Source organism: Psychrobacter sp. ANT_WB68, assembly GCF_008369115.1.
Taxonomy (GTDB): domain Bacteria; phylum Pseudomonadota; class Gammaproteobacteria; order Pseudomonadales; family Moraxellaceae; genus Psychrobacter.
The window spans coordinates 672,928-698,607 of record NZ_VOAZ01000001.1; the positions used below are offsets into that span (position 1 = coordinate 672,928).

Genomic DNA, 25,680 nt, shown 5'->3' on the forward strand with positions numbered 1-25,680 from the left:
CGATTTTCAGGTTGCAGTTGTGCCTTTAGTCATCCGCCGTTAATAGCACTGGATTTTCCCTTTTGGCTTTGCCACAATGGACAGCAAGTCGAGATACCCAGTTTTCATTATTAACATATTTTATTGCAATTATGAATATAACAAGGAGCCGTTATGATTTATCAGTATTTAGACAAAGCGCCAGAGTTTGCTGTACCTTTTAATGGCTGGGTTGCGGACACAGCACGAGTGATAGGCGATGTCTACCTCGGTCATCAAGCCAGTGTGTGGTTTGGTGCGGTGATTCGAGGCGATAATGAGCGCATTCATATCGGTGATTATAGTAACGTTCAGGAAAATAGCGTCATTCATACTGATGCAGGGATTGAAGTCAAAATCGGCAACTATGTCACGATTGGACATTTAGCGATGCTGCATGGCTGTGAAGTCGGTGATAATAGCTTGATTGGTATTGGCGCGGTGGTATTGAACAATGCCAAAATTGGTAAAAACTGTATCATTGGTGCCAAAGCATTGGTCACCGAAGGTAAAGAGATTCCTGATAATTCGCTCGTCATGGGCGCACCTGCGAAAGTTGTTAAGACACTAACAGATGAGCAGGCAGCGATGCTGAAGTTATCAGCAATGCACTATGCGGAGCGTTGTCAAAAATTTAAAACTGGCTTAAAGGAAATAGCCATGCCAGATTAGTTGAGTCATAAGTAAGCAGGATTTTATAACAAAAAAGAGGATGATCTTATAGTAACCAATCCTCTTTATGGATGTTATGTCATTTATATTGTTGTTTGCATTATGATGCTTTTTATACAAATGATGGTCATGCCATAAGCATCATGACAAGCCAAATGATGGCAAAAATAATAATACCAATAATCAGTCCGCGAAAGATATCATGGCGTATAGAGTAGTCACTAAGGTAATTATTACTACCAGTGTCGTCGATATTTAAGGCATTAATGCTTTCAGCACCGGCGCTTTTACCAACGATAAAGCCCGTTAACGCCCCCAAAACTAGCATAAACGGGGTAAATAGCCAGAATATCTCGCCATTACCTATGCCAGCTATTGAGCGAATAACAACAATCGAAAGGTCAATAAGTAAGCCGCCAACGCCATACATCAGACCATTTAAGAGCGCATAAAGCAGACGTTCTAAAGGTGATTGATAGCTTTTGCCTAATTGCCGTCGCCTGATTTCTCTGATGGAGCGGGCAGGACGGCGTGGTTGATTAGGCAAAGCAGTTTTATCATCAGGCGCTTTCATAAAGCTCTCTATGGTTATTATTCAGCAGGCTAAAGATAAGCTAAAGAGATATTAAAGTAAACAAGGTAACATAATTTTGTTTGGTGAACAGTAGAGTGCTAAAAAAATCAGTAAGCAGGTTTTATTATTATACCTAACGCTATTTTGAACGTACCTCCTTTATATTGAACTCACTATATTAATCATTAATAATATTAAAAACGATTTCCTTTAATAAAGAAACTATAAGGCTCCATTATGCAGGCAACACAAGCAATGCACTCTCCAAAAGAGCTGGCACTCTTTGATTTAGACCATACGTTACTCGATGTCGATAGCGATTATCTGTGGGGCGAGTATATCGTTAAGCATGATCTCGTCGATGAAGCTGAATATCGCACCGCCAATCAGAAATTTTATCAAGACTATATAGAAGGTACGCTTGATGCGACAGAGTACAATGAGTTTGTCGCGCAATTCTTAAGCAGTCTACCGATGGATAGGTTGCATGAGCTGCGAGAAGATTATATTAAAAGTGAAATCGAGCCGCACATTCGCCCAAAAGCGATGGAGGTACTGTGTCATCACGTTGAGAAGGGTCATGCAGTGGTGATTATTTCTGCGACCAATAACTTTGTGGTGTCTGCCATTGCGAAGCGTTTTGGTATCGAAGATGCTAATGTTTTATCGACCCCTCTCGAGATAAGAAACGAGCGCTATACTGGCAAACTAACGGATCAGCCAAACTTTAAGGAAGGTAAAATTTACCATCTAAATAAATGGCTGGATAAGCAGCAATCAGCGGGCGTTATCTTTGATAAAACCTATGCCTATTCAGATTCTAAAAATGATATTCCATTACTAGAATGGGCGGATGTGGCTATCTGTGTGTCGCCCGATGATGCGCTACATGCGCATGCGCTCGCACATCGCTGGGCAGTTGAAGACTGGTCAATTCAGGCGGTTTGAAGCGCTTAAAGGTAAAGGTAGTCATAATTAGCCAACTATTTATCATCAATCTCCTTTAAAATAGCGCCGTATTCGTTAGATATTTATCGTAAAAACAGGAACCTTTATGGAAATTAATCCTTACCAAGAACAAATCAAAGATTTATCTGAGCGTGGGCAGGACCTTCGGAGGTATCTTTGACTTCGATGGCAAGCAAGAACGCTTAGAAGAAGTCAATTTGGAATTAGAAAATCCCGAGCTATGGAATGATCCAGAGCGTGCGACTAAGATTAATAAAGAAAAAAGCCAGCTTGATGGTGTCATCGACGTCGTCGTTTCGCTTGAGACTACTTTGGCAGATGCCACGGCGATGTTAGAGCTAGCAGTTGAGGAGGAAGATGAATCACTGCTGGCGGATGTACAAGCCGAACTAGACGATGCGGAGAAGCGCGTTGCTGATTTAGAGTTCCGCCGGATGTTTAGCGGTGAGATGGATCCAAATAATTGCTATTTGGACATCCAGTCAGGCAGTGGCGGTACAGAGGCACAAGATTGGGCAGAGATGCTGCTGCGTATGTATACACGGTGGGCAGAAGCGCATGGCTTTAAAGTGGACGTTATCGAAGTGTCTGCTGGCGGTGTCGCTGGTATCAAATCGGCAACCATTGAAATTAAAGGCGATTATGCCTTTGGTTGGTTACGGACTGAAATTGGCGTGCATCGCTTAGTCCGTAAGTCACCATTTGACAGTAATAACGGTCGTCATACCTCATTCGCCGCCGTTTTTGTATCGCCTGAGATTGATGATAATATTGAGATTGATATCAATCCAGCTGATTTGCGTATTGATACTTATCGTTCATCTGGCGCAGGTGGTCAGCACGTTAACACCACCGATTCAGCGGTGCGTATTACTCACGAACCGACTGGCGTTGTGGTCACTTGTCAAAACGAGCGTAGCCAACATGGTAATAAAGCCACAGCGATGAAGTTGCTGCGCGCCAAGCTTTACGAGCTTGAGATGCAAAAACGGATGGAATCCCAGCAAGCGGTTGAAGATGGTAAGTCTGATGTTGGTTGGGGCAGTCAAATTCGCTCTTACGTACTCGATGACTCACGTATTAAAGACTTGCGTACGGGCGTTGAAACCTTTAACACGGGTGCGGTGCTCGATGGTGACCTTGATCAATTTATCGAAGCGAGTCTTAAGGCTGGATTGTAAAGCTAGGCCATAAAGAAATTTTTAAAATATCAACCAACAGTCAATTAAGGAAAATTATGCCAAGCGTTAATAATTATTTTGATAATAAAGTGACTTCTATTGCCTTTCAAACCGCTACCAAGCCTGCCACTGTTGGGGTGATGGAGATTGGTGAATACGAATTTGGCACCAGCGAATTTGAAACGATGACAGTTGTTAGCGGTGCTTTGACGGTCAAGCTGCCAGATAGTGATGAATGGCAAACCTTCAATGCTGGTGAGCAATTTACTATTGAAGCCAATCAGAAATTTCAAGTAAAAGTAGCAGTGGAAACGGCTTATCTATGCACTTATGGTGCATAGTTTTTTAGCTTAGATTAATATGACTTATAAACACGCCAAGTATTCAATACTTGGCGTTTTTTGTTTTTACATTGACTAGGTTGTAAAAAAGCAGCTACCTATCTATCTATTTATTTATCAAAAATTGCAAGCAATCAATCATAAATCCTTGCGGTATTGAATCATATCGGTTTTGGTCGCAAGCGTATCATAGAGGCGGCGTGCAGCTGTATTTTCTTCTTGAGTAACCCAATAAACGCGGTTGCATTTTTGCTGGCGGGCAAACTCATAGACATACTCAATCAATGCTCGTCCTACACCGTGCCCTCGCACAGATTCAGCCACGTATAAATCCTCTAAGTAGCAACATTCAGTGCTATTCCAAGTATTAGGGTGTAGCACCACATGAGTGATACCGACTAACTTATCCTCTAACCAAGCCCCAAACCCATAAATAGGTACGTTGCTATCGAGCACATTATTCCACGTTGCATTCGTCGTTTCTAATGGCAAGCTGCTCTCATAAAAAGTGAGATAGCTTTGCCATAAGCTGAGCCAAGACTCATAGTCAGCGGCAGATAATGACGCTATTTTTAAAGAGCCATTGATTGAATTCATAAGGGTGGAATTTGTCATGTTGGCGGTGCCTTCAGTAAATGTATCTTAAATTATGTCGTAACGCTCAAAATCCACAAGGCTTTTATCGCCTTTATTTTACACAGGATTACACATTGTCCATGGCAAATACACAGCAAAGATAAGGGCAGTTGATTATGCTAAAACAACGATATTATCAGATGAGTATTTTTTATGGCGAAGTCAAATCAACCAACCAATACGCAAGACATACGCCATGATTATGAGCACTTGGCGAGCCTCGCGAACTTGCGATATGTCAGCGATACCGATCCAGGATACGGGCGTCGGCGTTCGGGACGTGGCTTTACTTATCGAGATGCCACAGGCAAAACAGTTAAAGATAAAGCCTTGCGTCAGCGCTTTGATGCCTTAGTGATACCGCCGATGTGGTCGGAGGTTTGGATATGCCATGATGACAAAGGGCATTTACAGTCGACAGGACGTGATGACAAAGCACGTAAGCAGTATTTATATCATTCAGAATGGGATCGCGTTCGAGATCAAGCCAAGTTTAATGCCATGATAGGTTTTGCTGAAGCATTGCCTAACCTGCGTGCGCAAGTAGAGAAAGATTTAGAAGCGCCGCCACTATCGCGTGACAATGTTTTGGCAGCAGTGGTGAAACTATTAGAAACGACCTTAATTCGTATTGGTAATAGTCGCTATGCCAAGCTCAATAAAAGCTATGGTTTAAGCACGTTACGCAGCAAGCATGTCAGTGAAACGGATACTGGACTGGCATTTGATTTCGTCGGTAAAAGTGCCAAGGAGCATCATATAGAGCTGCAAGATGAGCGTTTGATTGAAATTGTACAGGCCTGCTCTGAGCTGCCCGGTTATCAAGTATTTAAGTATTTAGATGAAAATGGTGATAAGCAAGTCGTCGATAGTGCTGATATCAATGATTATCTGCGCATCTATACCTGCGGTAATAAGTGTGACAGTGAAAGTTATGGCGGCAATTTATATAGTGCAAAAGATTTTCGTACATGGATGGCCAGTGTGTTGGCAGCAAGCTACCTTTATGATGAGCTACAAACCAAATCTGGCAAAGTGATTTTAGCCAGTGAGCCTGATAGTAAAGAGCGTCAGCAACTGGTGACGGATATGCTAAAAAGTGTTGCTGATGAGCTGGGCAATACACCAGCGGTGTGCCGATCTTCTTATATCAATCCTATTATTATCGAGCAGTTTTTAGCAGGGAAATTCTTTGAGCCTTATAAACAAGCGCGTCGTGGACGTACCAAGCAATATCAAAGCTGTGAAGAGAAAGCGCTGCTAGGATTTTTAAGTGCCATATAATAAATTCAATTTTATCAAAAAATCATATTTATTATAAAAATGATACGTTATGTATTGAAATAAATATAAAAATGCGTTACTAATAGAGCATACGCACTTTGATATGTGCGGACCATAAGAGAAAATAGTTAATACGATACGACTGTTTTACTTCTGATAAAGCACTGATAGCGTCAGTGACTCTCTATTGCTAAAGGATTAGCTTATGAACACCTCCTCTTCGAACCATTCATCTGTAAGCTCCGTTAAAGATATTACCCATACACCAATGAGCTACAGCGATTACTATCATAACTTTGATATGAATGCCTTATTAACAGAAATATTTGGTGAGCATTTAGACGACCGTTTGAATGCTTATATGGCGTGTTGCGGTCGTCATGTGCGTGATGGTCGCGGTGATAATATTGCACTGGTGCATGAAGATACAGCGGGTAATGTGACGCGTATGAGCTTTGCTGAACTGGACAAGGCAAGTGCACAGGTTGCCAATTTATTACTGTCTTATGGCGTGCAAGCGGGTGACCAAGTAGCAACGATGCTACCGCGTACCCCTGAACTACTCACTATTGTATTAGCCACTTGGCGGATTGGAGCGGTCTATCAACCGCTGTTTACTGCCTTTGGTTATGATTCGATTAAGTATCGAATGGATAAAGCTAATACCAAGGTCGTTTTTACCAATCAAGAAAATCGTGGCAAGTTTGACGACTTGGCTAAGCAAACCAAAATGGTGTTGGTTGGTAGTAAGGTAGATGCGCAAAGCTGGGGTGATGATAACTATGCACAAATGATGGCAACGCAGCCGCAAACGCTAGAACCAGTATTGCTGGATACCGATGCGCCATTTTTGCAAATGTTTACCTCGGGTACGGTGGGCAAATCAAAAGGCGTCAGCGTGCCACTAAGTGCACTCTCGGCTTTTTATCTCTATATGCGCTACGCAATCGACTTGCGCGCGGATGATAACTACTGGAATATGGCCGATCCCGGTTGGGCGTATGGACTATATTACGCGATTACTGGACCTTTATTAATGGGCGTCACGACTTACTTTAACGAGTGCGGCTTTGACGCTGCCAATACTCGCGATTTTATGGTACGCCATAAGATTAGCAATTTGGCTTCATCACCAACTGCTTTTCGTATGATGAAATCCAGCGGTGTGTTTGAAAGTGCTCACGGCGACGCCAATGCCAAGCTATCGTTACGCTGTGCCAATTCAGCAGGCGAGACCTTGAATACCGAAGTGGTCAACTGGGTTGAAACCTACTTAAACTGTAAAGTTTGTGATCAATATGGGCAGACAGAAACAGGCATGACATGTTGCGAGCACCATGCGTTAGAGCATAAATGTCCAGTCGGTTCGATGGGGATGGCGCTACCGGGACATACACTGGTGGTGTTAGATGATGATATGAACATCTTGCCTGATGGCGAGCAAGGACAACTGGCAGTGGTGGTCAGTCAATCGCCCGCGTTTTATTTCCGCGGCTATAGCTGGAATGAAAAAGATGCGTTCACTGATGATTATTATCTGACAGGCGATGTGGTCGAGCGTCATAGCGACGGCAGTTATTGGTTTTCAGGGCGTGATGATGATATTATTATTACGGCAGGCTACCGGGTAGGTCCGACCGATGTCGAAAACACCGTGCTTGAGCATGAATCGGTTGCAGAGTCAGCAGCGGTTGGTGTACCAGATGAGGTGCGTGGTCATACGATTAAATCTTATGTGGTGCTAAAAGATGGCATCGAAGCAACTGATGAGATTGCCAAAGAGATTCAAGACTTGGTACGTAAGCGTCTTTCGACCCATGCCTATCCCCGCGAAGTTGAGTTTGTTGCAGCATTACCAAAAACGCCAAGTGGTAAAATTCAGCGCTTTTTGCTGCGTAGTTTATCTGTGGCTTAAGTAAGAATAAAGTGTCAATTGACTATTAAAACAGATATTAGTAATAACCATTTAAAGGAATAATTATGCAAATTGAGCAACGCAGCTTTTTGGTTACTGGCGGCGCGTCAGGTCTGGGTGAGTCAGTAGTGCGAGCTATTGTGGCTCAAGGTGGTAAGGTTGTCATCGCTGACCTTAACGAGTCAGCAGGACAAGTACTGGTCGATGAGTTGGGCGACAACACTCGTTTTGTGCGCTGTGATGTCACCAGTGGTGATGACGTTCAAGCGGCTGTTGCTATGGCTGAAGAGGCATTCGATGGTCTGCAAGGTTCCATTAACTGTGCAGGTATCGCTGTCGTACAAAAATTGTTAGATCGTGAAAATAATCCAGCGGACCTTGAGGCTTTTAGTCGCGGGGTTAATATCAACCTCGTGGGCTCTTTTAACGTCGCACGTTTGGTCGCGGCCAGTATTGCTAAGCGTGTGGCTGCTAGCACAACCGCCGAAGTTAATGCTGACAACGGAATCATCATCAATACGGCTTCTATTGCCGCTTTTGATGGGCAAGTCGGACAAGGCAGTTATGCCTCATCTAAAGCTGGTGTCGTTGGCATGATGTTGCCGCTAGCACGTGAGCTGACTCGTCATGGTATCCGAGTGATGACTATTGCGCCGGGTGTGTTTGCAACACCTATGATACAAAGTCTGCCTGAGAAGGCGCGTGAGCAACTAGAGGCTGCAGTACCATATCCTAAACGTTTGGGCAATCCTAATGAGTTTGCTAAATTGGTTGTGCACATCATTGATAATGCCTACTTGAATGGTGAAGTGATTCGTTTAGATGGTGCGATTCGTATGGTGTAATAGGGTATTAGAGATTTAATATCGAAGCTTTGAGTTTTATTCCTATAACTCGCACAACGCTTGGCATAGTTTTTTGCTATCTTATAGATGATAATTTTATTTACTCATCATAAGAAGCAAAAGCTATGTCATTTTTCCGTCTAGATTCTCATAAATACTCAAGTTGGTTATTTGTCGCGATAGGGTTTAGCTTAGTTGCTTTTATGAGTACCAGTAATATCACTTATGCTAAGAGTCACTCAGAGAATAAACAATCTATGCCTGAAAGCACGATGATCGATAAAGTCTTTGTCGATAAGTCCGCTCGCACCCTGCAGTTGCTGAGTGGTAATAACCTTATCAAGTCTTACCCTATTGCATTAGGTGGCAGTCCTGTCGGTCATAAGCGGCAACAAGGCGATAAACGTACACCCATAGGCAACTATACGTTAGATTATAAAAATGAAAACTCTAAATTCTATCGCTCTATTCATGTGAGCTATCCCAATGCTACGGATAAAGCCCGTGCAAAATCACAAGGCGTCAGTCCTGGCGGCGATATTATGATTCATGGTCAGAAAAATGGTTTTGGTCATCTTGCATGGGTTAACCAAAAACGCGATTGGACCGATGGCTGTATCGCAGTGACTAATGATGAGATGGATGAAATCATGGCTGCTGTAAAAATTGGCACCCCTATCGAAATTGTGGATTGAGTAACTTTCTAAGGTTTTTATAGTTGCTCCTAAATAAATGCCGTTATGTTGTGACGCGAGACGAGTATAAATTTTTTTGGCTGACTGTGCGTATTCCGACAGAGACGGCAAAAAATTTATTCTAAGCGTGCTGTGTCATGTCTATATTGAATTGACTATCTATACGTACAGTCTGACGTATTAACTGGCTGTTTCTAAAAGGCCATTTCTCAAACACCATATTCTTACTGTTTTTCAACGCTCTCTTTATATGATCAACCTACCTTTTTATCTCTGTTTGGGTATAGCTAACTTTCCTATTATTTCTTTTATACATTCCCTTGAAATAATTCATCTGTATAACTATTAATGGGGTATGATTAATATCATTGTTACGAGTAAGGTTTATCTTTCGAAGGTTATGCTTTGTTGTTTTATAATTGACAAAGACTAATACCAGTAAGTCACTAAACACTATTGACAATATTTAAAACGACATTGAAATGTTGCTCAACAAACCTTATATAGATAACAACGAGAAGCTTGCGGTGATATTTAATACTTATAAAAAGCTGCCGCTACTACCAACTATAAGAGGACACAAATATGAGATTCGAAAAATTTACGCAAAAGTTGCAATCAGCTATTCAAGAAGCCCAAAGTCTGGCCTTAGGACGCGACCACACAGGTATTGACCCTGTGCATTTGCTTGCCGTATTGCTGCAAGACGAGTCTAACTTATCTATCTGCCAACAAGCGGGCGGGTCTATTCCTGCGCTAAAAAATGGCGTGGCAAAAGCGTTAGACAATCAAGCAACGATTAGCGAGCCAACTGGTGACGTTAATCTAAATCCAAATTCAGTTAAAATTTTGAACTTGGCAGATCGTCAAGCACAAAAAGAAGGCGATGATTTTATCGCCACTGAATGGGTAATGTTGGCACTCGCTGAACAAGGCGACACTAAAAAGATATTTGAGAGCGCTGGCGTAACCGCAAGCAAGTTAAAAACAGTGATTGAACAATTACGTGGTGATGAAACTGTGAATAATCAAAATGCTGAAGATCAGCGTGATGCGCTGAATAAATATACCATTAACCTGACTGAGCAGGCGGAACTTGGTAAGCTTGACCCCGTGATTGGTCGTGACGAAGAGATTCGCCGTACCATTCAGGTATTGTCACGTCGTACCAAAAACAACCCAGTACTCATCGGTGAGCCAGGCGTTGGTAAAACCGCTATTGTTGAGGGCTTAGCACAGAAAATTATCAGTGGTGATGTGCCAGAAGGTCTACGCCATAAAGAAGTATTGTCGTTAGATTTGGGCTCATTGATTGCGGGTGCCAAATTCCGTGGTGAGTTCGAAGAGCGCCTCAAAGCGGTACTCAGCGACTTATCAAAGCAAGAAGGCAATATCATTCTATTTATCGATGAGCTACATACCTTAGTCGGTGCCGGTAAAGCGGATGGTGCGATGGACGCTGGTAATATGTTAAAACCTGCGCTAGCACGTGGTGAGTTACATTGCGTCGGTGCGACGACTCTAGATGAGTATCGTCAGTATATTGAGAAAGATGCCGCGCTTGAGCGTCGTTTCCAAAAAGTGCTGGTCGATGAACCAACAGTTGAGGATACCATTGCAATTTTGCGTGGTCTAAAAGACCGTTATGAGCTGCACCATGGTGTCGTTATTCAAGATAGCGCGATTATAGCGGCAGCGCGAATGAGCCATCGTTATATCACTGATCGCAAACTGCCAGATAAAGCGATTGACCTAATTGATGAAGCGGCAAGTCGTTTGCGCATGGAGATGGACAGTAAACCTGAAGCATTAGGTAAGCTCGATAGTCGCCGTATTCAGCTGAAAATGCAGCGTGAAGTGCTCAAAAATGAAGAGGATGCGGGCGCGCAAGCAGAGCTTAAAATACTAGATGCTCAGATCGAAGAGTTAGAGAAGGAATACGCGGATCTTAATGAGATTTGGCAGGCTGAGAAAGCTTTAGTTGAAGGGAGCAAACAGCATAAAGAAAACTTGGATAAAGCACGTATTCAGTTAGAGAAAGCCAGTCGAGAAGGCGATTATGCAGAGATGTCTCGATTACAATATGGTGTGATACCTGAGCTTGAAAAACAAATTGCCGAGATTGATTCGGCAGAGCAAAAAGAGCAAGCTGGCGAGCCAATCACTGTAAAATTGCTGCGCAATAAAGTCACAGATCATGAAATCGCTGAGGTCGTGGCGGCTGCGACTGGTATTCCAGTGAATAAAATGATGCAAGGCGAGCGTGACAAGATGATAGCGATGGAAGAAAAACTTCATGAGCGTGTCATCGGTCAAGATGAAGCGGTCGAGGCGGTCGCCAATGCGGTACGCCGTAGTCGTGCGGGCTTATCGGATCCAAATCGCCCTTCAGGTTCGTTTTTATTCTTAGGACCAACGGGTGTCGGTAAAACAGAGCTAACCAAATCATTGGCAAACTTCTTATTCGATAGTGAGGATGCGATCGTTCGTATCGACATGAGTGAGTATATGGAGAAGCATAGCGTCAGTCGTTTGGTGGGTGCGCCTCCAGGTTATGTTGGTTATGAAGAAGGCGGTGCATTAACTGAGGCCGTACGCCGTAAGCCTTATAGTGTAATTTTGTTTGATGAGGTTGAAAAAGCGCACCCTGATGTTTTCAATATCTTGCTACAAGTATTGGACGATGGTCGCTTAACAGATTCGCAAGGTCGCGTGGTGGACTTCAAAAACACCGTTATCATCATGACCAGTAACTTGGGTTCGCACAAAATCCAAGAAATGGTTGGTGAAAGCTACGAAAGTATTAAAGCTGAGGTTATGGAATCGGTTGGACAGCATTTTCGCCCTGAATTCGTTAACCGTATTGATGAAATCGTAGTATTCCATCCACTGGGTATGTCGCAGATGTCAGGCATTGCTGCGATTCAATTGGATCGCTTGCGTCAGCGCTTGCATGAGCGTGAGTTGGATATCGAGTTATCAGCCGATGCGATGAACAAGCTGGTGGCAGTTGGTTATGATCCTGTGTATGGTGCGCGTCCACTAAAACGCGCTATCCAGCAAGAGATTGAAAATCCATTGTCATTGAAACTACTGGCAGGTGATTTTGTCGCAGGCGATATCATCAAAGTCGATGTCGGTGCCGATGATAAACTGACCTTTGATAAGCTTAGAATGAGCTAAATCAAGCGTTTGTTACATTAGCTGAGTACACTTAGTTTCATTTTCTAGCTAATGGAAAGCTTAAAACTGCCCCTTATTTGCCTATTGTTTATACAGGCAAGTAAGGGGTTTTTGCGTTGGGCGCTATAATTATTTTACCGTTGCCATACTTTGGCTGTGGTATAAATAACCTAGACGAGAATAAGAAAACTGCAAAATTAAGGGAGATAACATCATGATGATGACCGATAAGAAACAGACAAGCAGACCATTAATGTTACCGTTAATCATCACAGCACTACTGTTTAGTGCTTCTGCTTGCTCCAACCCTTCAGCCGTTAATACCAATGCAGATCTGACTGAATATAAAGAAGGGAAAGCATCTGTCAGCGAATCCATAGCAAGCATGGAAAAACCTGCCTTTACAACCAAGTCTGTCGCTACCTTTAATGAACCTTGGGCAATGACAGCGTTGCCTACCGTTAATAATGAGCCGCCCAAACTGCTGGTGACCCAAAAGACAGGCGAGCTATTTGTTTTCAATACCACCACCGGTGCGAAAACCGCAGTGATTGGCGTACCGAAAGTGGCTTACGGCGGGCAGGGTGGTCTTGGTGATATTATCCTTGCGCCAGATTTTGCCACGTCTAATACTGTATATATCAGCTACGTTGAAGCAGGTAAAAATACTGATGATAATAAATTTGGGGCAAAAGTAATCAAGGCTACATTGACTGGATTGGATACTGATACGCTAAGCTTGCAAGCCGTTACGCCCATTTGGGAGCAAACGCCAAAAATGAAAGGAAAAGGGCACTTTAGTCATCGCTTGCTCTTCTCACCCGACGGGCAGTATTTATATATAAGCTCAGGCGAACGTCAAGAAAAAACCCCAGCGCAAGACATGAGTGTCAATTTGGGCAAAATAATCAGGCTCAATGCGGACGGCTCTATCCCAGTGGACAATCCATTTGTGGGAAATACCAATAATATTGCTAAGCAGTTTTGGACAATTGGTCATCGCAATGTACTGGGTATGGCGTTCGATGAAAAAAGTAGGCTTTGGGCGCATGAGATGGGTCCACGGGGTGGTGATGAATTTAATCTCATTGAAAAAGGCAGTAATTATGGCTGGCCAGTCGTCTCGAATGGCCGTAACTATACAGGGACTGATATTCCTGATCACGATACGCGCCCTGATTTTGCTGCGCCCAAAATATCGTGGACGCCGGTCATATCACCTTCTTCAATAAGTATTTATAAAGCGGGTAAATACAATGATTTCCCAGCATGGCAAGGCAATGTGCTAATCAGTGGCTTATCATCAAAAGCACTCATTGTGGTGAGTTTTGATGAAAATAACGGTGCTTCGGAACGCTATCGCTATGATATGGGTGAACGAATTCGTAGTGTATTGAATGTAGATGGAAAGGTATGGCTATTAGAAGATGGCGCTGAAGGAAGGCTATTGCGATTGTTACCTAGATAGCTATTTATCCGCGTAAATAGCTGGCTAAATAAGCTGAAAAAGAATACCTCCATAGGATACGAGAATAGCCAACCCACTTGTTAGCAAAAAATATCTTTATTGGTTTGTTTTGTAGTTAATTGATAATTAAAGGTTACTTTGTTAAGGTACCCTTTTTTAGATATGAGGTTTCAGCGAATGAATGAAGTGAAAGTAGGTAAGCTCGGCCCATTTCCCAGGGTAAATAAACCTGTGTTTATTACGTCAGGCATCTTAATTGTCGGCTTCATTATTTTTGGCTCGCTATTTTCTGAAACTGCAGCAGCGCTTTTTAGCTTCTTACAGGATTTTATTGCCGAAAAATTCCGTTGGTTATTTATCATTTTATTTAACGTGGCGCTGGTTTTCTGTATTTATCTTGCCGCCAGTCGCTACGGTGATATTCGTTTAGGTAAGCAGACGGAACAACCGCAATATACCCTGTTTTCATGGATTGCGATGTTATTTTCGGCGGGTATCGGGATTGGATTGGTATATTGGGGAACCGCAGAACCTTTATACCATTTTATGGCACCGCCGTTTGGTGAAGCACAGACTGTAGAGTCGGCAAAACAAGCGATGAATCTCTCGTTTTTACATTGGGGTCTGCATGCGTGGGCGATTTATACCGTCGTTGCATTGTCATTAGCGTATTTTCATTTTCGCCGTGGTTTACCGTTATCGATTCGCTCAACTTTGTATCCTATTCTTGGGCAAAAGATTTATGGTAAATGGGGACATACCGTTGATATCTTGGCGGTATTTGGGACGATGTTTGGGGTTGTGACATCCTTAGGTCTCGGGGTTATGCAGATTAACTCGGGTCTAGAAGGCTTATTTGGCATTCCTAATACGTTGCCCGTACAGTTTATTATCATCGCCTTTGTGACTTCATTAGCTTGTGGCTCGCTGATGTTAGGTCTTGATAAAGGCATTAAGCGCCTCAGTGATATCAATATGGGACTGACCGGTATTCTATTGGCCTTTATGGTGATTTTGGGTCCGACATTATTTATCTTTGACAGCTTTATTGAAAACATTGGCAACTATCTGGCAAACATCGTCACGTTATCGACCTGGAGCGAAGCCTATAGTGGTACTGATTGGCAAAGTGCTTGGACGATATTTTATTGGGCATGGTGGGTCAGCTGGTCACCGTTTGTTGGCGTGTTTATTGCGCGTATCAGTCGTGGTCGTACCATTCGTGAGTTTGTATTTGGCGTGCTGCTTATTCCTATGACGATTTTGTTTTTTTGGTTTACAGCTTTCGGCGGCGTTGCAATTCACATGGAGCTGCTAGCAGCCATCAGTCCTGATTTGGTCAGCCCAGGATTGGTTGCCGCGGTGCAAGCTGATACGGGTAGTGCCATTTTTAAATTGGTTGAATACTATCCACTTACCAAACCAATCACCTTATTAATTGTGGTGATGATTGTCCTTTGGTTTGTCACGTCATCAGATTCTGCTAGTTTTGTCATCGATATGTTGACCGCTGGTGGTGATACCAATCCACCTAAAATTCAGCGTTTATTTTGGGCGATTATGCAGGGCGTTATTGCGGCGATTTTATTAGCCGCAGGTGGTTTAGGCGCATTACAAGCCGCGGCCATTGTGGCAGGATTGCCGTTTGCTTTGGTCATATTTGTGATGATGTATGCGCTGTTACGTGGTATGAGTCGCGATCGTCTTATCTTATATCGTAACCAGCAGCGTTACATTACTGACGAGTCAGCTGATCATAATTCGGCCAATGAGTTTGTTGATGAGGAATTATTAAAAGGTCCGCCTAAAATTGCTAAGGGTGATTGATAGGCTGCATATAGAAGTAATCGAGCTGTTTTTGTGAAATTAATCAGGCAGATATCTTTGATTTATTCTCCTTAAAAACACTGTAATCAGTATCATTTAAAATCCTAAGATGCATCGTTATCTTAGGATTTTTTAATTTCTACCAGTAACAGATGACTGACCCGATTTGATAGTTTGTAGATATCTTGTTAAGGTTGGCGTCCTAAAAAATTGAGACGACTGAATGGATCACGTTAAAGTTGGCCGATTGGGCCCTTTTCCACGGGTAAGTAAACCTGTTTTTTTAACCTCAGCGATTTTAATCCTCGCGTTTATTATCTTCGGTGCCTTTTTTAATGAATTGGCAACCGAAGTGTTTGGCCAAGCGAAGGCATTTGTATCGATTCGCTTTGGTTGGTTTTTTATCATGGTGGTCAACTTAACGTTGGTGATGAGTATCTACCTGATATTTAGCCGCTATGGTGATATTAGATTGGGTCACCAAAACGAGTCACCAGAGTACAATATCGTCTCTTGGATTGGCATGCTGTTTTCAGCAGGTATTGGTATTGGCTTGCTTTATTGGGGTACGGCTGAGCCGCTATATCATTTTATGGCGCCTCCATTAGGTGAGCCTGAAAGCATTGCTTCTGCTAAGCAGGCGATGAATATCTCGTTCTTGCATTATGGTCTGCATGTCTGGGCAATCTATGGCATGGTGGCATTATCTTTGGCGTATTTTCATTACCGCCGTGGTTTGCCACTGGCTATTCGCTCAACCTTATACCCGTTAATTGGTAAAAAAATCTACGGGCCTATGGGTCATATCGTCGATACGCTGGCGGTATTTGGGACGATGTTTGGTGTGGTGACTACCTTAGGTCTTGGGGTACTCCAAATAAACTCAGGGCTTGAGAGTTTATTTGGTATTCCGAATAACATCACGGTGCAAATTATCTTGATTGCATTTATCACGATGTTGGCAGGGTTGTCGCTATTGATGGGACTAGATAAAGGGATTAAGCGCTTAAGTGACATCAATATTTTCTTCACCATTGTGCTATTAAGCTTTGTTATTATTTTGGGTCCAACCCAGTTTATTTTTAATAGCTTTTTTGAAAATATTGGTAATTATCTGCATCAGATTATCCCGCTTGGGCTGTGGACGGAGTCTTATGAAGGTGAAGCAAACTGGCAGTCATCATGGACGGTATTTTACTGGGCATGGTGGATTAGCTGGTCGCCATTCGTTGGGGTATTTGTTGCTCGTATTTCTCGTGGTCGCACCATTCGCGAGTTTATCTTAGGGGTGTTATTAATCCCTATCACTATTTTATTCTTATGGTTCACCGCCTTTGGTGGGTCAGCAGTCCATATGGAATTGATGGCGGCCATTGACCCAAATATAGCAAGCCCTGGACTGGTGGAAGCGGTAAAAGCCGATACAGGTAGCGCTATCTTTAAGTTGATGGAGTCGTATCCAATGACGGCAGCGCTGAACGGGCTTATTGTGGTGATGATTGTACTTTGGTTTGTCACCTCATCAGATTCTGCCAGTTTTGTCATTGATATGCTGACCTCAGGCGGTGACACCAACCCACCGAAAATCCAGCGGTTATTCTGGGCGGGTACAGAAGGGGTTATCGCGGCGGTGCTATTAGCCGCAGGCGGTTTGGGTGCGCTACAAGCCGCCTCTATCGTCTCAGGCTTTCCATTTGCCGTGGTCATTGTTATTATGATGTATTCATTACTGCGGGGTTTGAGCCGTGATAGATTGATACTTTATCGTAATCAGCAGCGGTTTATTACCGAAGAATCAGCCGAGCATAACTCAGCCAATGAATTCCGCGATGAAGAGTTATTAACCGGCCCACCCAGTATAAAACAGGCTGATGAGTAGTTATCTAGATAGCTATAAAATGAGGTTTTCTGAAAAACGCCAATAGCTAATCATATAAAAATCCCAGTTTTAAGCTGGGATTTTTTATGGGTGTTTATTATTTTATCGGTATTAAATGAATGATGAGTGTGTAACGATACCGTTTTAAAATAAGCGCAGCCATTATAAACATTCACCTTTCACATAGCTGATTGCCTCAGGTGTGCTGCAAGCGGAGCAGGCATTGCCAGCCGTCTGATAGCTTATCACTGAACCCACTTGTGTTTTTACGCAGACCGGATCGTATTGCGCCGTACACATGGTTTTTTCGGGGTCAAAGGTTGGACACTGCGCAACAATCCCTTGCGGAGGCTGGTTGGTATTGGAAGCAGGCGGCTTAGTAGGTGTGCTATCAGTCATAGGGCTGATATTGTTACAACCCGCTAAACCGAGCGTAAAAGTTATGATTAGTGATAGGGCGAGGGTAGAAGGCTTTAATAGAGATAGCCATGGTTTAGATAGAGTGCTCATAATAAATATCCTTATATTTTATGTATACATACCTTTAATCATTCATTTTGCATCGGAAATTTGTGCTAAATAAAAAGCAAATAATCGAGGCAATTGTTATTAAGATATTTGATAGTAAAGGATTTGTAACCAGTCATCTAGTGCAAAACAGATAAAAGAACCCAAGCTTATAAGGCTTGGGTTCTTTATGTTACTTCTTAATAAAATTCTGCAATCAGATTTTATACAGCTTACTGCGCAGGTTTATCATCTTTATTAAGCTGAACATATTTATCAAAATTTTGTGCGTAGTCAGTCAAGTTATCGCTTAGCATTTGGCGATATTGCTTGGTATAAAACTCAACGATATCATCTTTTTCTTTGGCGAAGTCATCACCTTTGACAAAGCCAATAGAAGCAACTGACGCGCTATAACGTGCCGCTGCATAAAGCAGTGACGCGCCTACTTGACCTGAATGCGCTTCAGGACCTAGTTGACTGTTTGCAACGCCTATAATGGCATCAGCACGCTGATAAAAGGCTTGCATTTCAGGGGTAATTTCAAGAGCGGCGTCAATATCGTCATTTTGAATATTGCTTTGAGCGTCGTTTTGAGCATTGTCTGGCATGTTGTCTTGAGACATCAGCGACTCCTAATAATAGTAGGTAAATTTGAATGTATCACGGCAGTCTAAAAACTGGATAAAATAGTAAAGAGTCTAGCGTCAGATTATAAACCTGCATCGGCTTTTAAGATTTCTGCTTTGTCGGTTTTTTCCCAGGTAAAGGCAGTCTCAGAACCTTGGCGACCAAAGTGACCAAAGGTTGCGGTTTGCTGATACATCGGCTGTAATAAGTTCAGCATACGCGTAATACCATAAGGACGTAGGTCAAAATGCTTACGAATCAAGCTAATGATTTCATCATTACTGATTTTGTTAGTACCAAAAGTGTTAATTGAAATCGAAGTCGGTTCAGCAACCCCAATCGCATAGCTCACTTGTAACTCACAGCGATCTGCAATACCCGCAGCGACGATGTTTTTAGCCACATAACGCACCGCATAAGCAGCGCTGCGATCGACTTTTGAAGGATCTTTGCCGCTAAATGCACCGCCACCATGACGCGCCATACCGCCGTAAGTATCAACGATAATTTTACGACCGGTAAGACCAGCATCACCGACCGGACCGCCAATGACGAATTTTCCAGTTGGATTGATATGATAGCGTGTACCGGCATGCAATAAATCTGCTGGCAATACTTGCTTGATGATAGATTCCATTACCGCTTCTTGCAGGTCTGCTTGCGAGATGCTTGGATCATGCTGCGTTGATAAAACCACGGCGTCAATGGCAACCGGTTTATTACCGTCGTATTTAAGGGTCACTTGGGCTTTGGCATCTGGACGTAACCAAGGCAGCTCACCGCCACGGCGCAGCTCAGATTGACGCTCCATCAAGCGGTGCGCATATTCGATCGGCGCTGGCATCAATACTTCGGTCTCATTGCTGGCATAACCAAACATTAAGCCTTGGTCGCCGGCACCTTGTTCTTCAGGGTCGCTACGATCGACACCTTGAGCAATTTCAGGAGACTGCTTACCCAGCATATTAATAACGGCACAGGTCTCGCCATCAAAGCCTAAGTCTGAGTGATGATAACCAATGCCGTTTACCGTATCACGCACGATACGTTCAACGTCGATATTGGCAGTCGTGGTGACTTCGCCTGCCAGTATCACCGCGCCAGTCTTAACCAGCGTTTCACACGCTACACGAGCATGTAGGTCTTGACGTAAAATAGCATCAAGGATAGCATCTGAAATTTGGTCAGCCATTTTATCAGGATGGCCTTCGCTCACAGACTCTGAGGTAAATAAGTTGTATTCGCGCATAGTGGGATCGCTTAATTGCAGGGACTGTAATATATAAACTCAGTCATTATTAAATGTTAACGGAAAATGGGAGGTAAAAGTGAATCAAAAAATTATGATATTTTACCGTGAATTGAGGTAAAACTCTAGTGTCAGCCATGATGGCTAACAATTATAGAAGTCATCGAGGTGACTGTCTTCTTGCCAGCGGTATTCTGTATAGTTAGCAACTTCTTTTGCGCTATCACGCCCGTGTCTATCAGCAATAAAACCGAGCGCCATATCCATGCCAGCGGTGACGCCTGAAGAGGTATAAAACTTGCCGTCTACGACCCAGCGTGCTTGCTTTACCCAATGCACTGCAGTTGATTGCTCGGTTACCCATTGCCAAGCACGCTTATTAGATGTGGCTCGTTTATTGTCTAAGATGCCCGCTTTCGCTAATAAAGCACTACCAGTACAGACACTGAGTACCCAGTCGGCGTTATCAGAGAGCATGGTAAGGGTCTGCAAAAAATGACTATCATTGATGAGTAGACGTGTCCCTTTACCACCGATGACCAATAATATATTCGTTTGCTGGTCTAACTCTGCTACTGCGATAGTTTGTAAGGCAACACTATGATGGTTATGGATGATACCACCTTTCATTGAAGCAAACTGAATATGAAAATATTCAGGCAGGCTACCGAATAGCTCAATAGGCCCAAATAAATCTAATGTTTCAAAGTCATCAAATACGAGTGCGGTGAGGGTCTGCATTCTGCTTCCCTAAGTTAAAGTGTTTAGAAAGGGAATGTCTAAAAGTCTTTAAATCTCTAAAGCCTTTAAAGCTCTAAAAAATCGGCTTTATCCTTAAACATACATTCTTCGTACACAGGGCAAGCGCCGCATTTCGGGGTGCGAGCCTGACAAGTATAGCGTCCATGTAGAATCAAATAATGGTGTGCATCAACGATAAAGTCATCGGGTATACGTTCGACCAGCTTCTTTTCAACGATTAAGACGTTTTTACCTGTTGCAAGTCCAGTACGATTGCCGACGCGAAAGATATGGGTATCGACCGCCATCGTCGGTTGTCCAAAAGCGGTATTTAGAACCACATTTGCCGTCTTACGTCCGACGCCCGCTAGAGACTCTAAGTCGGTACGGTTATCAGGAACCGTGCTATCAAACTTTTCAATCAAGTCACGGCACGTTTTGATGACGTTTTTGGCTTTGGCATTGAATAAGCCGATATTCTTAATATACGCTTTAAGTCCTTCTTCCCCTAATGCCAAAATGGACTCAGGCGTGTTCGCTACCGAATAGAGCTGACTGGTGGCAATATTGACGCTGACATCTGTTGCCTGTGCCGACAATATGACCGCAATAAGTAGCTCAAAATTACTGTTATAATTCAGCTCAGTAACCGGCTCATCAATCGTCGCTGCCAATTTCTCAAAGAATGGGCGTACATCACGATTGGGCATACGCCTCGATGGCGGGGTGTCGGCAGTTTTATGTTTAACGGTTTTACTCATGGCATTTTTACTGTTTTTATGGCTATTGTTGTGATTGTTATTTTAACGGTTACTTTGGCTATTGGTGATTAATGCTAATGATGAATCGATGTAAGATATCTGAGCACACTTAGCGTGCTAGCGATGCAAGGTAGATGGTTTAATGAAATGCTGATTATGGGCTTAAAGCTGACTCAATTCTATTTGTAATGCTTCAAGCTCTGCTTGTTTACTGTCATTTGAACGTACGCTAAGCTGTTTTTCTAGCCTTTTGACTTTACTACGGAGCTTTGCCGCTGCAATGGTGTTTTTTGCTTGTGCTTCGCTGATGTTTAACGATTGACTGGCGGCATTATTCAGTTTTGCCTCTACCATGCTGACCACAGGTTTGCTATTGCTGCTATCAGCCAGCTGTTCACTGACACGTCTCAGATGCGTATGATAACGCTGGCGCAAGTCATCTTGTTCAAGTGTGCGCTCAGCTGTCGAAAGGGTACGCTCAACGGTGACTAAGTCGATGCAGTCAACTGGGCAGGGCGCGATACATAGCTCACAGCCTGTACATAAGTCGGTAAAGATGGTGTGCATGTGCTTGCCAGTACCGACGATGGCATCAACAGGGCATGCAGGGATACATTTGGTACAGCCGATACAATCATCTTCCCGAATAACCGCACGCACTTCTACCGGACGCTGCGAGCTGGTATCTATTGGCCATTTTGACGGCTCAGCGCTAAGTAGTTGTATATTCTTATCTATATGAACGTTGGCGTGATCATTTAAATGATTATTGTCTAGGCTACTATTAATACTCGTTGAATCCGCTGTCTGGTCATCGATATCATCTTGATTAATAATTTGCGCGATAGCATCAGTCACCGGCTGACCACCGGGCACACATTTATTATAAGGTTCTTTGTCGATAACAATAGCCACCGCATATGGCAAGCAGCCATCAGCATGGTCACAAAGTCCGCATTGGGTTTGCGGTAAGCAGGCATCAATACGTGCAATCTTTGCTTGGATTGCGGCGGGCAAGCTCTCTATGTTCAAGTCATCGAACAAAATAGGCAGATTGATTAGACGGATATGACGGCTGTTTTTACTCATGGTACTTTGCATTTAATTTAAAACCTTTATATTAGGGCGTGTCTTCAATTCAATCGATAATCCTCTAAATGGGCTAAAAATGGCTAAATTTTGCCAAACAGCGTCAATTAGCTAGCTAATATCTCGATATTATCTGCGCTATTTTTCTTATTTGACGGCAATTTATCTCATTTTTATCACCATTTTTAAAATGAGGACATGCCCTAGTGCTAAGTGCTGATATTAAAATAAATAGGGTAATAGCGCTATTTATTAAGAACATCTATATTTATAAAAAGACATCTTGCCCTTATGAATTAAATATCAATTAAAGTGAGATGCCTTGTTCATGAGCAATTTGTGCAATCAGCGCATAAGCAATGCTGCCTTTTGACGGTATCTTTGGCAAATCTGATAGGTCAAAAAAATCGGCATGTGACAGCTCATCTTCTTGTATGACGATGTCACCACCAGCATGCGCCGCCCGAAAACCAAGCATCAAATTAGACGGAAACGGCCAAGGTTGACTGCTGACATAGCGAATATCTGTAAGGCGGATATTCACCTCCTCTGCCACTTCGCGTACCACCGCATGCTCTAAGCTTTCACCCACTTCTACAAAACCCGCAATCAAACCATATTGTAACGTTTGTGAAGATGTTTTTTGCTGTCCATAACGATGATGATGCGCCAACAAAATTTGCATTTCACCGGTTTGCGGATTGGGTCGAGTAATGGCGGTAATGATACACGGCTGCACACGTGGATACTGGCGTAAACGGCAAACTTGGCAAACCATCGCGCGCTCACCACGTGAGGCATGCATCACTGGAGCGGCGCAGCGACTACAGAACTGCGTATCTGCTTGCCAACGCAACAATTGTATGGCTTGACTAAGTTGGTCAGATAAGGCGAATGGCAGCTGCGTGATAAGCAGACGATAAGCAATAAAAGCGCAAGTATCAGTTTTTAGACTGCTGTTTTTAACATTATTATTTGTTAAATCGTTATTCTTTAGAGTGTTGCTTTCTAAATCATGACTTTCTAAAATTCTAGGCAAGTCAATATGATGGGTTATTGCATAGTCATAAGTCATCGCAATGGCAGCTTGTGCCGTAAAAGTATTGGCAGCCTCAGCTTCAACCAAACTATGGGCATCTTTATTGTCAATGCTATTACTACTACTATCGTCGTTAGGTAACCAATGAGTCGGTGCCAAACTTTCAAGGAGCGTCACTCGGCCAACTTGATAGGCTGGCTGCGTGTCATGAATGTCATGAGTGCTTAACGCTGTATCATTAACCGAATCTGGTAACTGAATCTGTACAGGCGACCAGCCATTAGGTGTTTGACGACATAAAACGGTTTCGTCATGGAGTATAAAGGCGTGGGTCATAAATCAAACTTCCAAACAGTCAAAGACAGACTCATATCTACTTCGGTATGAGCCTGTTGAAAATAAGCAATTAAATGATAGCTAAGCAGCTGAACATTTAGGCAGCCAGCAATTAAGCAGCAAGTAGCTGGCTTAAGCTTTGTTGCCCAACGTCTAGCGCCTGTTTACTAACGGGACGATTATTCTCAAAACCATCTAAATGATGATCAACCGCCATAATGACATCGGCGATATAAGCCAAGGTGCCATCATCGATACGGCTACCAGCATTAATACGCTGCTGCAAATAACTGGCTAATTGGCTGAGCATGCTGGCAGGTGTTGGTAATTGTAAAAAGCGTACCGCACCTGCTACTTGACGCAGCATTTCAGGGATGTTTTGAATGTTCAATACATCGCGCTCAGGCTCAGCCAAATAGTCATTGATGGCTTGTTCGGCACTGGCAATGGCGGTACGGCTTTCTTGTATTAACGTGTCATACGCGGTATTAAGTTGATGCAATGAGATATGTGGATTATTCAAAGGTAAGTAAATTGCCCCTGGAGTATGCATCTCTGCCATAGCGATAGTGGCATTTTCAGCGTGCATCAATGCCAATAACAAGTGATCAAAATCTTCTGGAGTAGGCGCGCGCCATTTGCTCACGGCATCTGCTGCAGCGTTCAGGCTTTTTGCTGCATTTGCTAAACCCAATAACTGGAACGCTGAACGCAGTTCGATAAGCTGCTCGGTGATTTGAGAGGTTTGCATATCAACAGGATTGATAGAGTCGCCGCGTGCGTAGCTATCGACATTTTCTTTAATGGTATTAATCTGCGCCTGAATAATCGTGTTTAACGTGTCTGTTAAAGCACGGTTTGGACCAAATAAGAAGCGTGCCATTTGTTCGAGCTGCGGTGTCTCTAATTGATTGGTAGCATATTGTTCACGCAGTATTTTGGCTTCTTCAGTATTACGCTGGCAGGCAAAACTGACCAAGTCTGCAAAACGCGTGTCCATTACTGGCAGATAGCTTTGGAACTGCTGTTCTAAGTAAATAAGCGTGTGTTTTTGGCTTAAGTTTAGCGGTAAGATACTGGCGATATCTGCAACGGCAGCGGTTGCTGCTTGCCAAAACAAGCGATTAGAATTTGCTGCTATCAAGGCGCAAGCTGCAGACATGGCATCCAATTTTTGCTGTTCTTCTTGGCTTACATTGCCGTCTTGATTTAACAAAGCGACTCCAAGTCCACTACGATAAGCGTAAGTCAGTAAGTCGCTGTCAAGGTTAAGCTCGTGAAGCGGTTGAAAATTGTTCTCAGGATTGGCAATGATGACGCTGCTGCTACCAAAAGTGGAAAAATAATCGGCAGCGATCGGTGCCTCTTGCCCGTGAGCATTGAGCTTATTAATAATAGGCAGTAGTAATGTCGGCTCTACCGATTCGGTCAGTAGGACAAATTCCACATAGCGATCAAGCGTCATAATGGCTTCTGACAAGTCCATAATTAAAGCAGTATTACTATTGTCACCACTATCATAAAGTTTTTGTAAGCCATGCACGATTGCATTATTGAGCGCTTCTGCACCTGCCAAAGCAATCAGCTCAAAAATACAAGACAGCTGTTTTAACACAATAATAGAGTCTAACAACAAAGGCGCTTGGCTATTATCATCATTAAATTCGCCCAAATGAATCTCAGTGTCTTTTAAGATGACATTAATTTCATCATGCAATAAATGCAAAGACGGTAGATTAAAATCAGTCACACTCAAGGTTGGGGCAGTTAATTTCATTTGTGTAGAATGGTTCATAGTTGTTTTTTTTCCATGACGTACTGATGAAAATAGTAATGGTTTA

At 43.1% G+C, this 25,680-nt stretch carries 22 protein-coding genes; 12 read left to right on the top strand and 10 right to left on the bottom strand.

What is annotated here, in order from left to right; genetic code table 11:
* The first annotated feature begins 153 nt into the window (after positions 1 to 153).
* Entirely contained in the window at positions 154 to 690 is a 537-nt protein-coding gene (locus FQ084_RS02855) for a gamma carbonic anhydrase family protein (RefSeq protein WP_149489111.1), read from the top strand.
* A 127-nt stretch (positions 691 to 817) separates the two neighbouring features.
* Here FQ084_RS02855 and FQ084_RS02860 read toward each other — a convergent pair whose 3' ends face one another.
* Positions 818 to 1,264 (bottom strand): hypothetical protein, encoded by a 447-nt coding sequence (locus FQ084_RS02860; protein ID WP_149489112.1) that lies wholly within the window; start codon positions 1,262 to 1,264, stop codon positions 818 to 820.
* A 237-nt stretch (positions 1,265 to 1,501) separates the two neighbouring features.
* On the opposite strand from FQ084_RS02860, the gene FQ084_RS02865 reads away from it, so the two are divergent.
* The 3 genes from FQ084_RS02865 (at position 1,502) to FQ084_RS02875 (ending at position 3,755) form a co-directional block, all read left to right on the top strand.
* Positions 1,502 to 2,212, top strand: coding sequence for an HAD family hydrolase (locus FQ084_RS02865; RefSeq protein ID WP_149489113.1), 711 nt, complete (start codon positions 1,502 to 1,504; stop codon positions 2,210 to 2,212).
* A gap of 106 nt (positions 2,213 to 2,318) precedes the next feature.
* Positions 2,319 to 3,414, top strand: a protein-coding gene (prfB, locus tag FQ084_RS02870) for a peptide chain release factor 2 (RefSeq protein ID WP_149489114.1) whose coding sequence is annotated in 2 segments (ribosomal slippage) — positions 2,319 to 2,390 and positions 2,392 to 3,414 — 1,095 coding nt in all. Because the reading frame shifts where the segments join, the coding sequence is not laid out codon by codon here.
* A gap of 56 nt (positions 3,415 to 3,470) precedes the next feature.
* Positions 3,471 to 3,755, top strand: a complete 285-nt coding sequence (locus tag FQ084_RS02875; RefSeq protein WP_149489115.1) for a pyrimidine/purine nucleoside phosphorylase — start codon at positions 3,471 to 3,473, stop codon at positions 3,753 to 3,755.
* A 138-nt stretch (positions 3,756 to 3,893) separates the two neighbouring features.
* Here FQ084_RS02875 and FQ084_RS02880 read toward each other — a convergent pair whose 3' ends face one another.
* Positions 3,894 to 4,370: a GNAT family N-acetyltransferase gene (locus FQ084_RS02880; RefSeq protein ID WP_149489116.1), complete on the bottom strand. Its 477-nt coding sequence runs from the start codon at positions 4,368 to 4,370 to the stop codon at positions 3,894 to 3,896.
* Between the two features lie 174 nt (positions 4,371 to 4,544).
* On the opposite strand from FQ084_RS02880, the gene FQ084_RS02885 reads away from it, so the two are divergent.
* From FQ084_RS02885 to FQ084_RS02920, 8 genes are all read left to right on the top strand, one after another.
* Positions 4,545 to 5,675 (top strand): DNA topoisomerase IB, encoded by a 1,131-nt coding sequence (locus tag FQ084_RS02885; RefSeq protein ID WP_149489117.1) that lies wholly within the window; start codon positions 4,545 to 4,547, stop codon positions 5,673 to 5,675.
* A gap of 205 nt (positions 5,676 to 5,880) precedes the next feature.
* A complete protein-coding gene (locus FQ084_RS02890) occupies positions 5,881 to 7,590 on the top strand; it encodes an AMP-binding protein (RefSeq protein WP_149489118.1) in 1,710 nt (569 codons plus the stop codon).
* 65 nt (positions 7,591 to 7,655) lie between these two features.
* Positions 7,656 to 8,435 carry an SDR family NAD(P)-dependent oxidoreductase gene (locus tag FQ084_RS02895; protein ID WP_149489119.1) on the top strand — a complete coding sequence of 260 codons (780 nt, stop codon included), beginning with the start codon at positions 7,656 to 7,658 and terminating at the stop codon, positions 8,433 to 8,435.
* A gap of 125 nt (positions 8,436 to 8,560) precedes the next feature.
* Positions 8,561 to 9,130: a murein L,D-transpeptidase family protein gene (locus FQ084_RS02900; protein ID WP_149489120.1), complete on the top strand. Its 570-nt coding sequence runs from the start codon at positions 8,561 to 8,563 to the stop codon at positions 9,128 to 9,130.
* A gap of 585 nt (positions 9,131 to 9,715) precedes the next feature.
* Positions 9,716 to 12,313 carry an ATP-dependent chaperone ClpB gene (clpB, locus tag FQ084_RS02905; RefSeq protein WP_149489121.1) on the top strand — a complete coding sequence of 866 codons (2,598 nt, stop codon included), beginning with the start codon at positions 9,716 to 9,718 and terminating at the stop codon, positions 12,311 to 12,313.
* A gap of 214 nt (positions 12,314 to 12,527) precedes the next feature.
* On the top strand, positions 12,528 to 13,781 hold the full coding sequence (locus tag FQ084_RS02910; protein ID WP_149489122.1) for a PQQ-dependent sugar dehydrogenase: 1,254 nt from the start codon (positions 12,528 to 12,530) through the stop codon (positions 13,779 to 13,781).
* 177 nt (positions 13,782 to 13,958) lie between these two features.
* Positions 13,959 to 15,608, top strand: a complete 1,650-nt coding sequence (locus tag FQ084_RS02915) for a BCCT family transporter (protein ID WP_149489123.1) — start codon at positions 13,959 to 13,961, stop codon at positions 15,606 to 15,608.
* Between the two features lie 223 nt (positions 15,609 to 15,831).
* Positions 15,832 to 17,487, top strand: coding sequence for a BCCT family transporter (locus FQ084_RS02920; RefSeq protein WP_149489124.1), 1,656 nt, complete (start codon positions 15,832 to 15,834; stop codon positions 17,485 to 17,487).
* Positions 17,488 to 17,649: 162 nt separating this feature from the next.
* Here the strand turns inward: FQ084_RS02920 and FQ084_RS02925 are convergent, their stop codons facing one another.
* The 8 genes from FQ084_RS02925 to FQ084_RS02960 form a co-directional block, all read right to left on the bottom strand.
* Positions 17,650 to 17,997 carry a hypothetical protein gene (locus tag FQ084_RS02925; protein ID WP_149489125.1) on the bottom strand — a complete coding sequence of 116 codons (348 nt, stop codon included), beginning with the start codon at positions 17,995 to 17,997 and terminating at the stop codon, positions 17,650 to 17,652.
* 230 nt (positions 17,998 to 18,227) lie between these two features.
* Complete coding sequence (locus FQ084_RS02930) at positions 18,228 to 18,524, bottom strand: DUF3144 domain-containing protein (protein WP_149489581.1); 297 nt, start codon at positions 18,522 to 18,524, stop codon at positions 18,228 to 18,230.
* Positions 18,525 to 18,706: 182 nt separating this feature from the next.
* Positions 18,707 to 19,873 (bottom strand): methionine adenosyltransferase, encoded by a 1,167-nt coding sequence (metK, locus tag FQ084_RS02935; RefSeq protein WP_149489126.1) that lies wholly within the window; start codon positions 19,871 to 19,873, stop codon positions 18,707 to 18,709.
* 144 nt (positions 19,874 to 20,017) lie between these two features.
* Positions 20,018 to 20,614 (bottom strand): DJ-1/PfpI family protein, encoded by a 597-nt coding sequence (locus FQ084_RS02940; RefSeq protein ID WP_149489127.1) that lies wholly within the window; start codon positions 20,612 to 20,614, stop codon positions 20,018 to 20,020.
* 65 nt (positions 20,615 to 20,679) lie between these two features.
* Complete coding sequence (gene nth / locus FQ084_RS02945; protein ID WP_149489128.1) at positions 20,680 to 21,375, bottom strand: endonuclease III; 696 nt, start codon at positions 21,373 to 21,375, stop codon at positions 20,680 to 20,682.
* 162 nt (positions 21,376 to 21,537) lie between these two features.
* The gene (locus tag FQ084_RS02950) at positions 21,538 to 22,476 is read right to left on the bottom strand and encodes an RnfABCDGE type electron transport complex subunit B (protein ID WP_149489129.1); all 939 of its coding nucleotides are present in this window, start codon (positions 22,474 to 22,476) and stop codon (positions 21,538 to 21,540) included.
* Positions 22,477 to 22,771: 295 nt separating this feature from the next.
* Positions 22,772 to 23,839, bottom strand: a complete 1,068-nt coding sequence (gene nudC, locus FQ084_RS02955) for an NAD(+) diphosphatase (protein WP_149489130.1) — start codon at positions 23,837 to 23,839, stop codon at positions 22,772 to 22,774.
* A gap of 112 nt (positions 23,840 to 23,951) precedes the next feature.
* Positions 23,952 to 25,634 (bottom strand): hypothetical protein, encoded by a 1,683-nt coding sequence (locus tag FQ084_RS02960; RefSeq protein WP_149489131.1) that lies wholly within the window; start codon positions 25,632 to 25,634, stop codon positions 23,952 to 23,954.
* Positions 25,635 to 25,680: the final 46 nt, after the last annotated feature.

What these genes read in the sequence shown, in the direction of transcription:
- nudC (WP_149489130.1), bottom strand. Translation starts at nt 23,839, where the DNA reads ATGACCCACGCCTTTATACTCCATGACGAAACCGTTTTATGTCGTCAA.
- FQ084_RS02885 (WP_149489117.1), top strand. Translation starts at nt 4,545, where the DNA reads ATGGCGAAGTCAAATCAACCAACCAATACGCAAGACATACGCCATGAT.
- clpB (WP_149489121.1), top strand. Translation starts at nt 9,716, where the DNA reads ATGAGATTCGAAAAATTTACGCAAAAGTTGCAATCAGCTATTCAAGAA.
- FQ084_RS02875 (WP_149489115.1), top strand. Translation starts at nt 3,471, where the DNA reads ATGCCAAGCGTTAATAATTATTTTGATAATAAAGTGACTTCTATTGCC.
- FQ084_RS02865 (WP_149489113.1), top strand. Translation starts at nt 1,502, where the DNA reads ATGCAGGCAACACAAGCAATGCACTCTCCAAAAGAGCTGGCACTCTTT.
- nth (WP_149489128.1), bottom strand. Translation starts at nt 21,375, where the DNA reads ATGAGTAAAACCGTTAAACATAAAACTGCCGACACCCCGCCATCGAGG.
- FQ084_RS02920 (WP_149489124.1), top strand. Translation starts at nt 15,832, where the DNA reads ATGGATCACGTTAAAGTTGGCCGATTGGGCCCTTTTCCACGGGTAAGT.
- FQ084_RS02930 (WP_149489581.1), bottom strand. Translation starts at nt 18,524, where the DNA reads ATGCAAGCCTTTTATCAGCGTGCTGATGCCATTATAGGCGTTGCAAAC.
- FQ084_RS02925 (WP_149489125.1), bottom strand. Translation starts at nt 17,997, where the DNA reads ATGAGCACTCTATCTAAACCATGGCTATCTCTATTAAAGCCTTCTACC.
- FQ084_RS02940 (WP_149489127.1), bottom strand. Translation starts at nt 20,614, where the DNA reads ATGCAGACCCTCACCGCACTCGTATTTGATGACTTTGAAACATTAGAT.
- metK (WP_149489126.1), bottom strand. Translation starts at nt 19,873, where the DNA reads ATGCGCGAATACAACTTATTTACCTCAGAGTCTGTGAGCGAAGGCCAT.
- FQ084_RS02880 (WP_149489116.1), bottom strand. Translation starts at nt 4,370, where the DNA reads ATGACAAATTCCACCCTTATGAATTCAATCAATGGCTCTTTAAAAATA.
- FQ084_RS02950 (WP_149489129.1), bottom strand. Translation starts at nt 22,476, where the DNA reads ATGCAAAGTACCATGAGTAAAAACAGCCGTCATATCCGTCTAATCAAT.
- FQ084_RS02900 (WP_149489120.1), top strand. Translation starts at nt 8,561, where the DNA reads ATGTCATTTTTCCGTCTAGATTCTCATAAATACTCAAGTTGGTTATTT.
- FQ084_RS02960 (WP_149489131.1), bottom strand. Translation starts at nt 25,634, where the DNA reads ATGAACCATTCTACACAAATGAAATTAACTGCCCCAACCTTGAGTGTG.
- FQ084_RS02890 (WP_149489118.1), top strand. Translation starts at nt 5,881, where the DNA reads ATGAACACCTCCTCTTCGAACCATTCATCTGTAAGCTCCGTTAAAGAT.
- FQ084_RS02860 (WP_149489112.1), bottom strand. Translation starts at nt 1,264, where the DNA reads ATGAAAGCGCCTGATGATAAAACTGCTTTGCCTAATCAACCACGCCGT.
- FQ084_RS02855 (WP_149489111.1), top strand. Translation starts at nt 154, where the DNA reads ATGATTTATCAGTATTTAGACAAAGCGCCAGAGTTTGCTGTACCTTTT.
- FQ084_RS02915 (WP_149489123.1), top strand. Translation starts at nt 13,959, where the DNA reads ATGAATGAAGTGAAAGTAGGTAAGCTCGGCCCATTTCCCAGGGTAAAT.
- FQ084_RS02910 (WP_149489122.1), top strand. Translation starts at nt 12,528, where the DNA reads ATGATGATGACCGATAAGAAACAGACAAGCAGACCATTAATGTTACCG.
- FQ084_RS02895 (WP_149489119.1), top strand. Translation starts at nt 7,656, where the DNA reads ATGCAAATTGAGCAACGCAGCTTTTTGGTTACTGGCGGCGCGTCAGGT.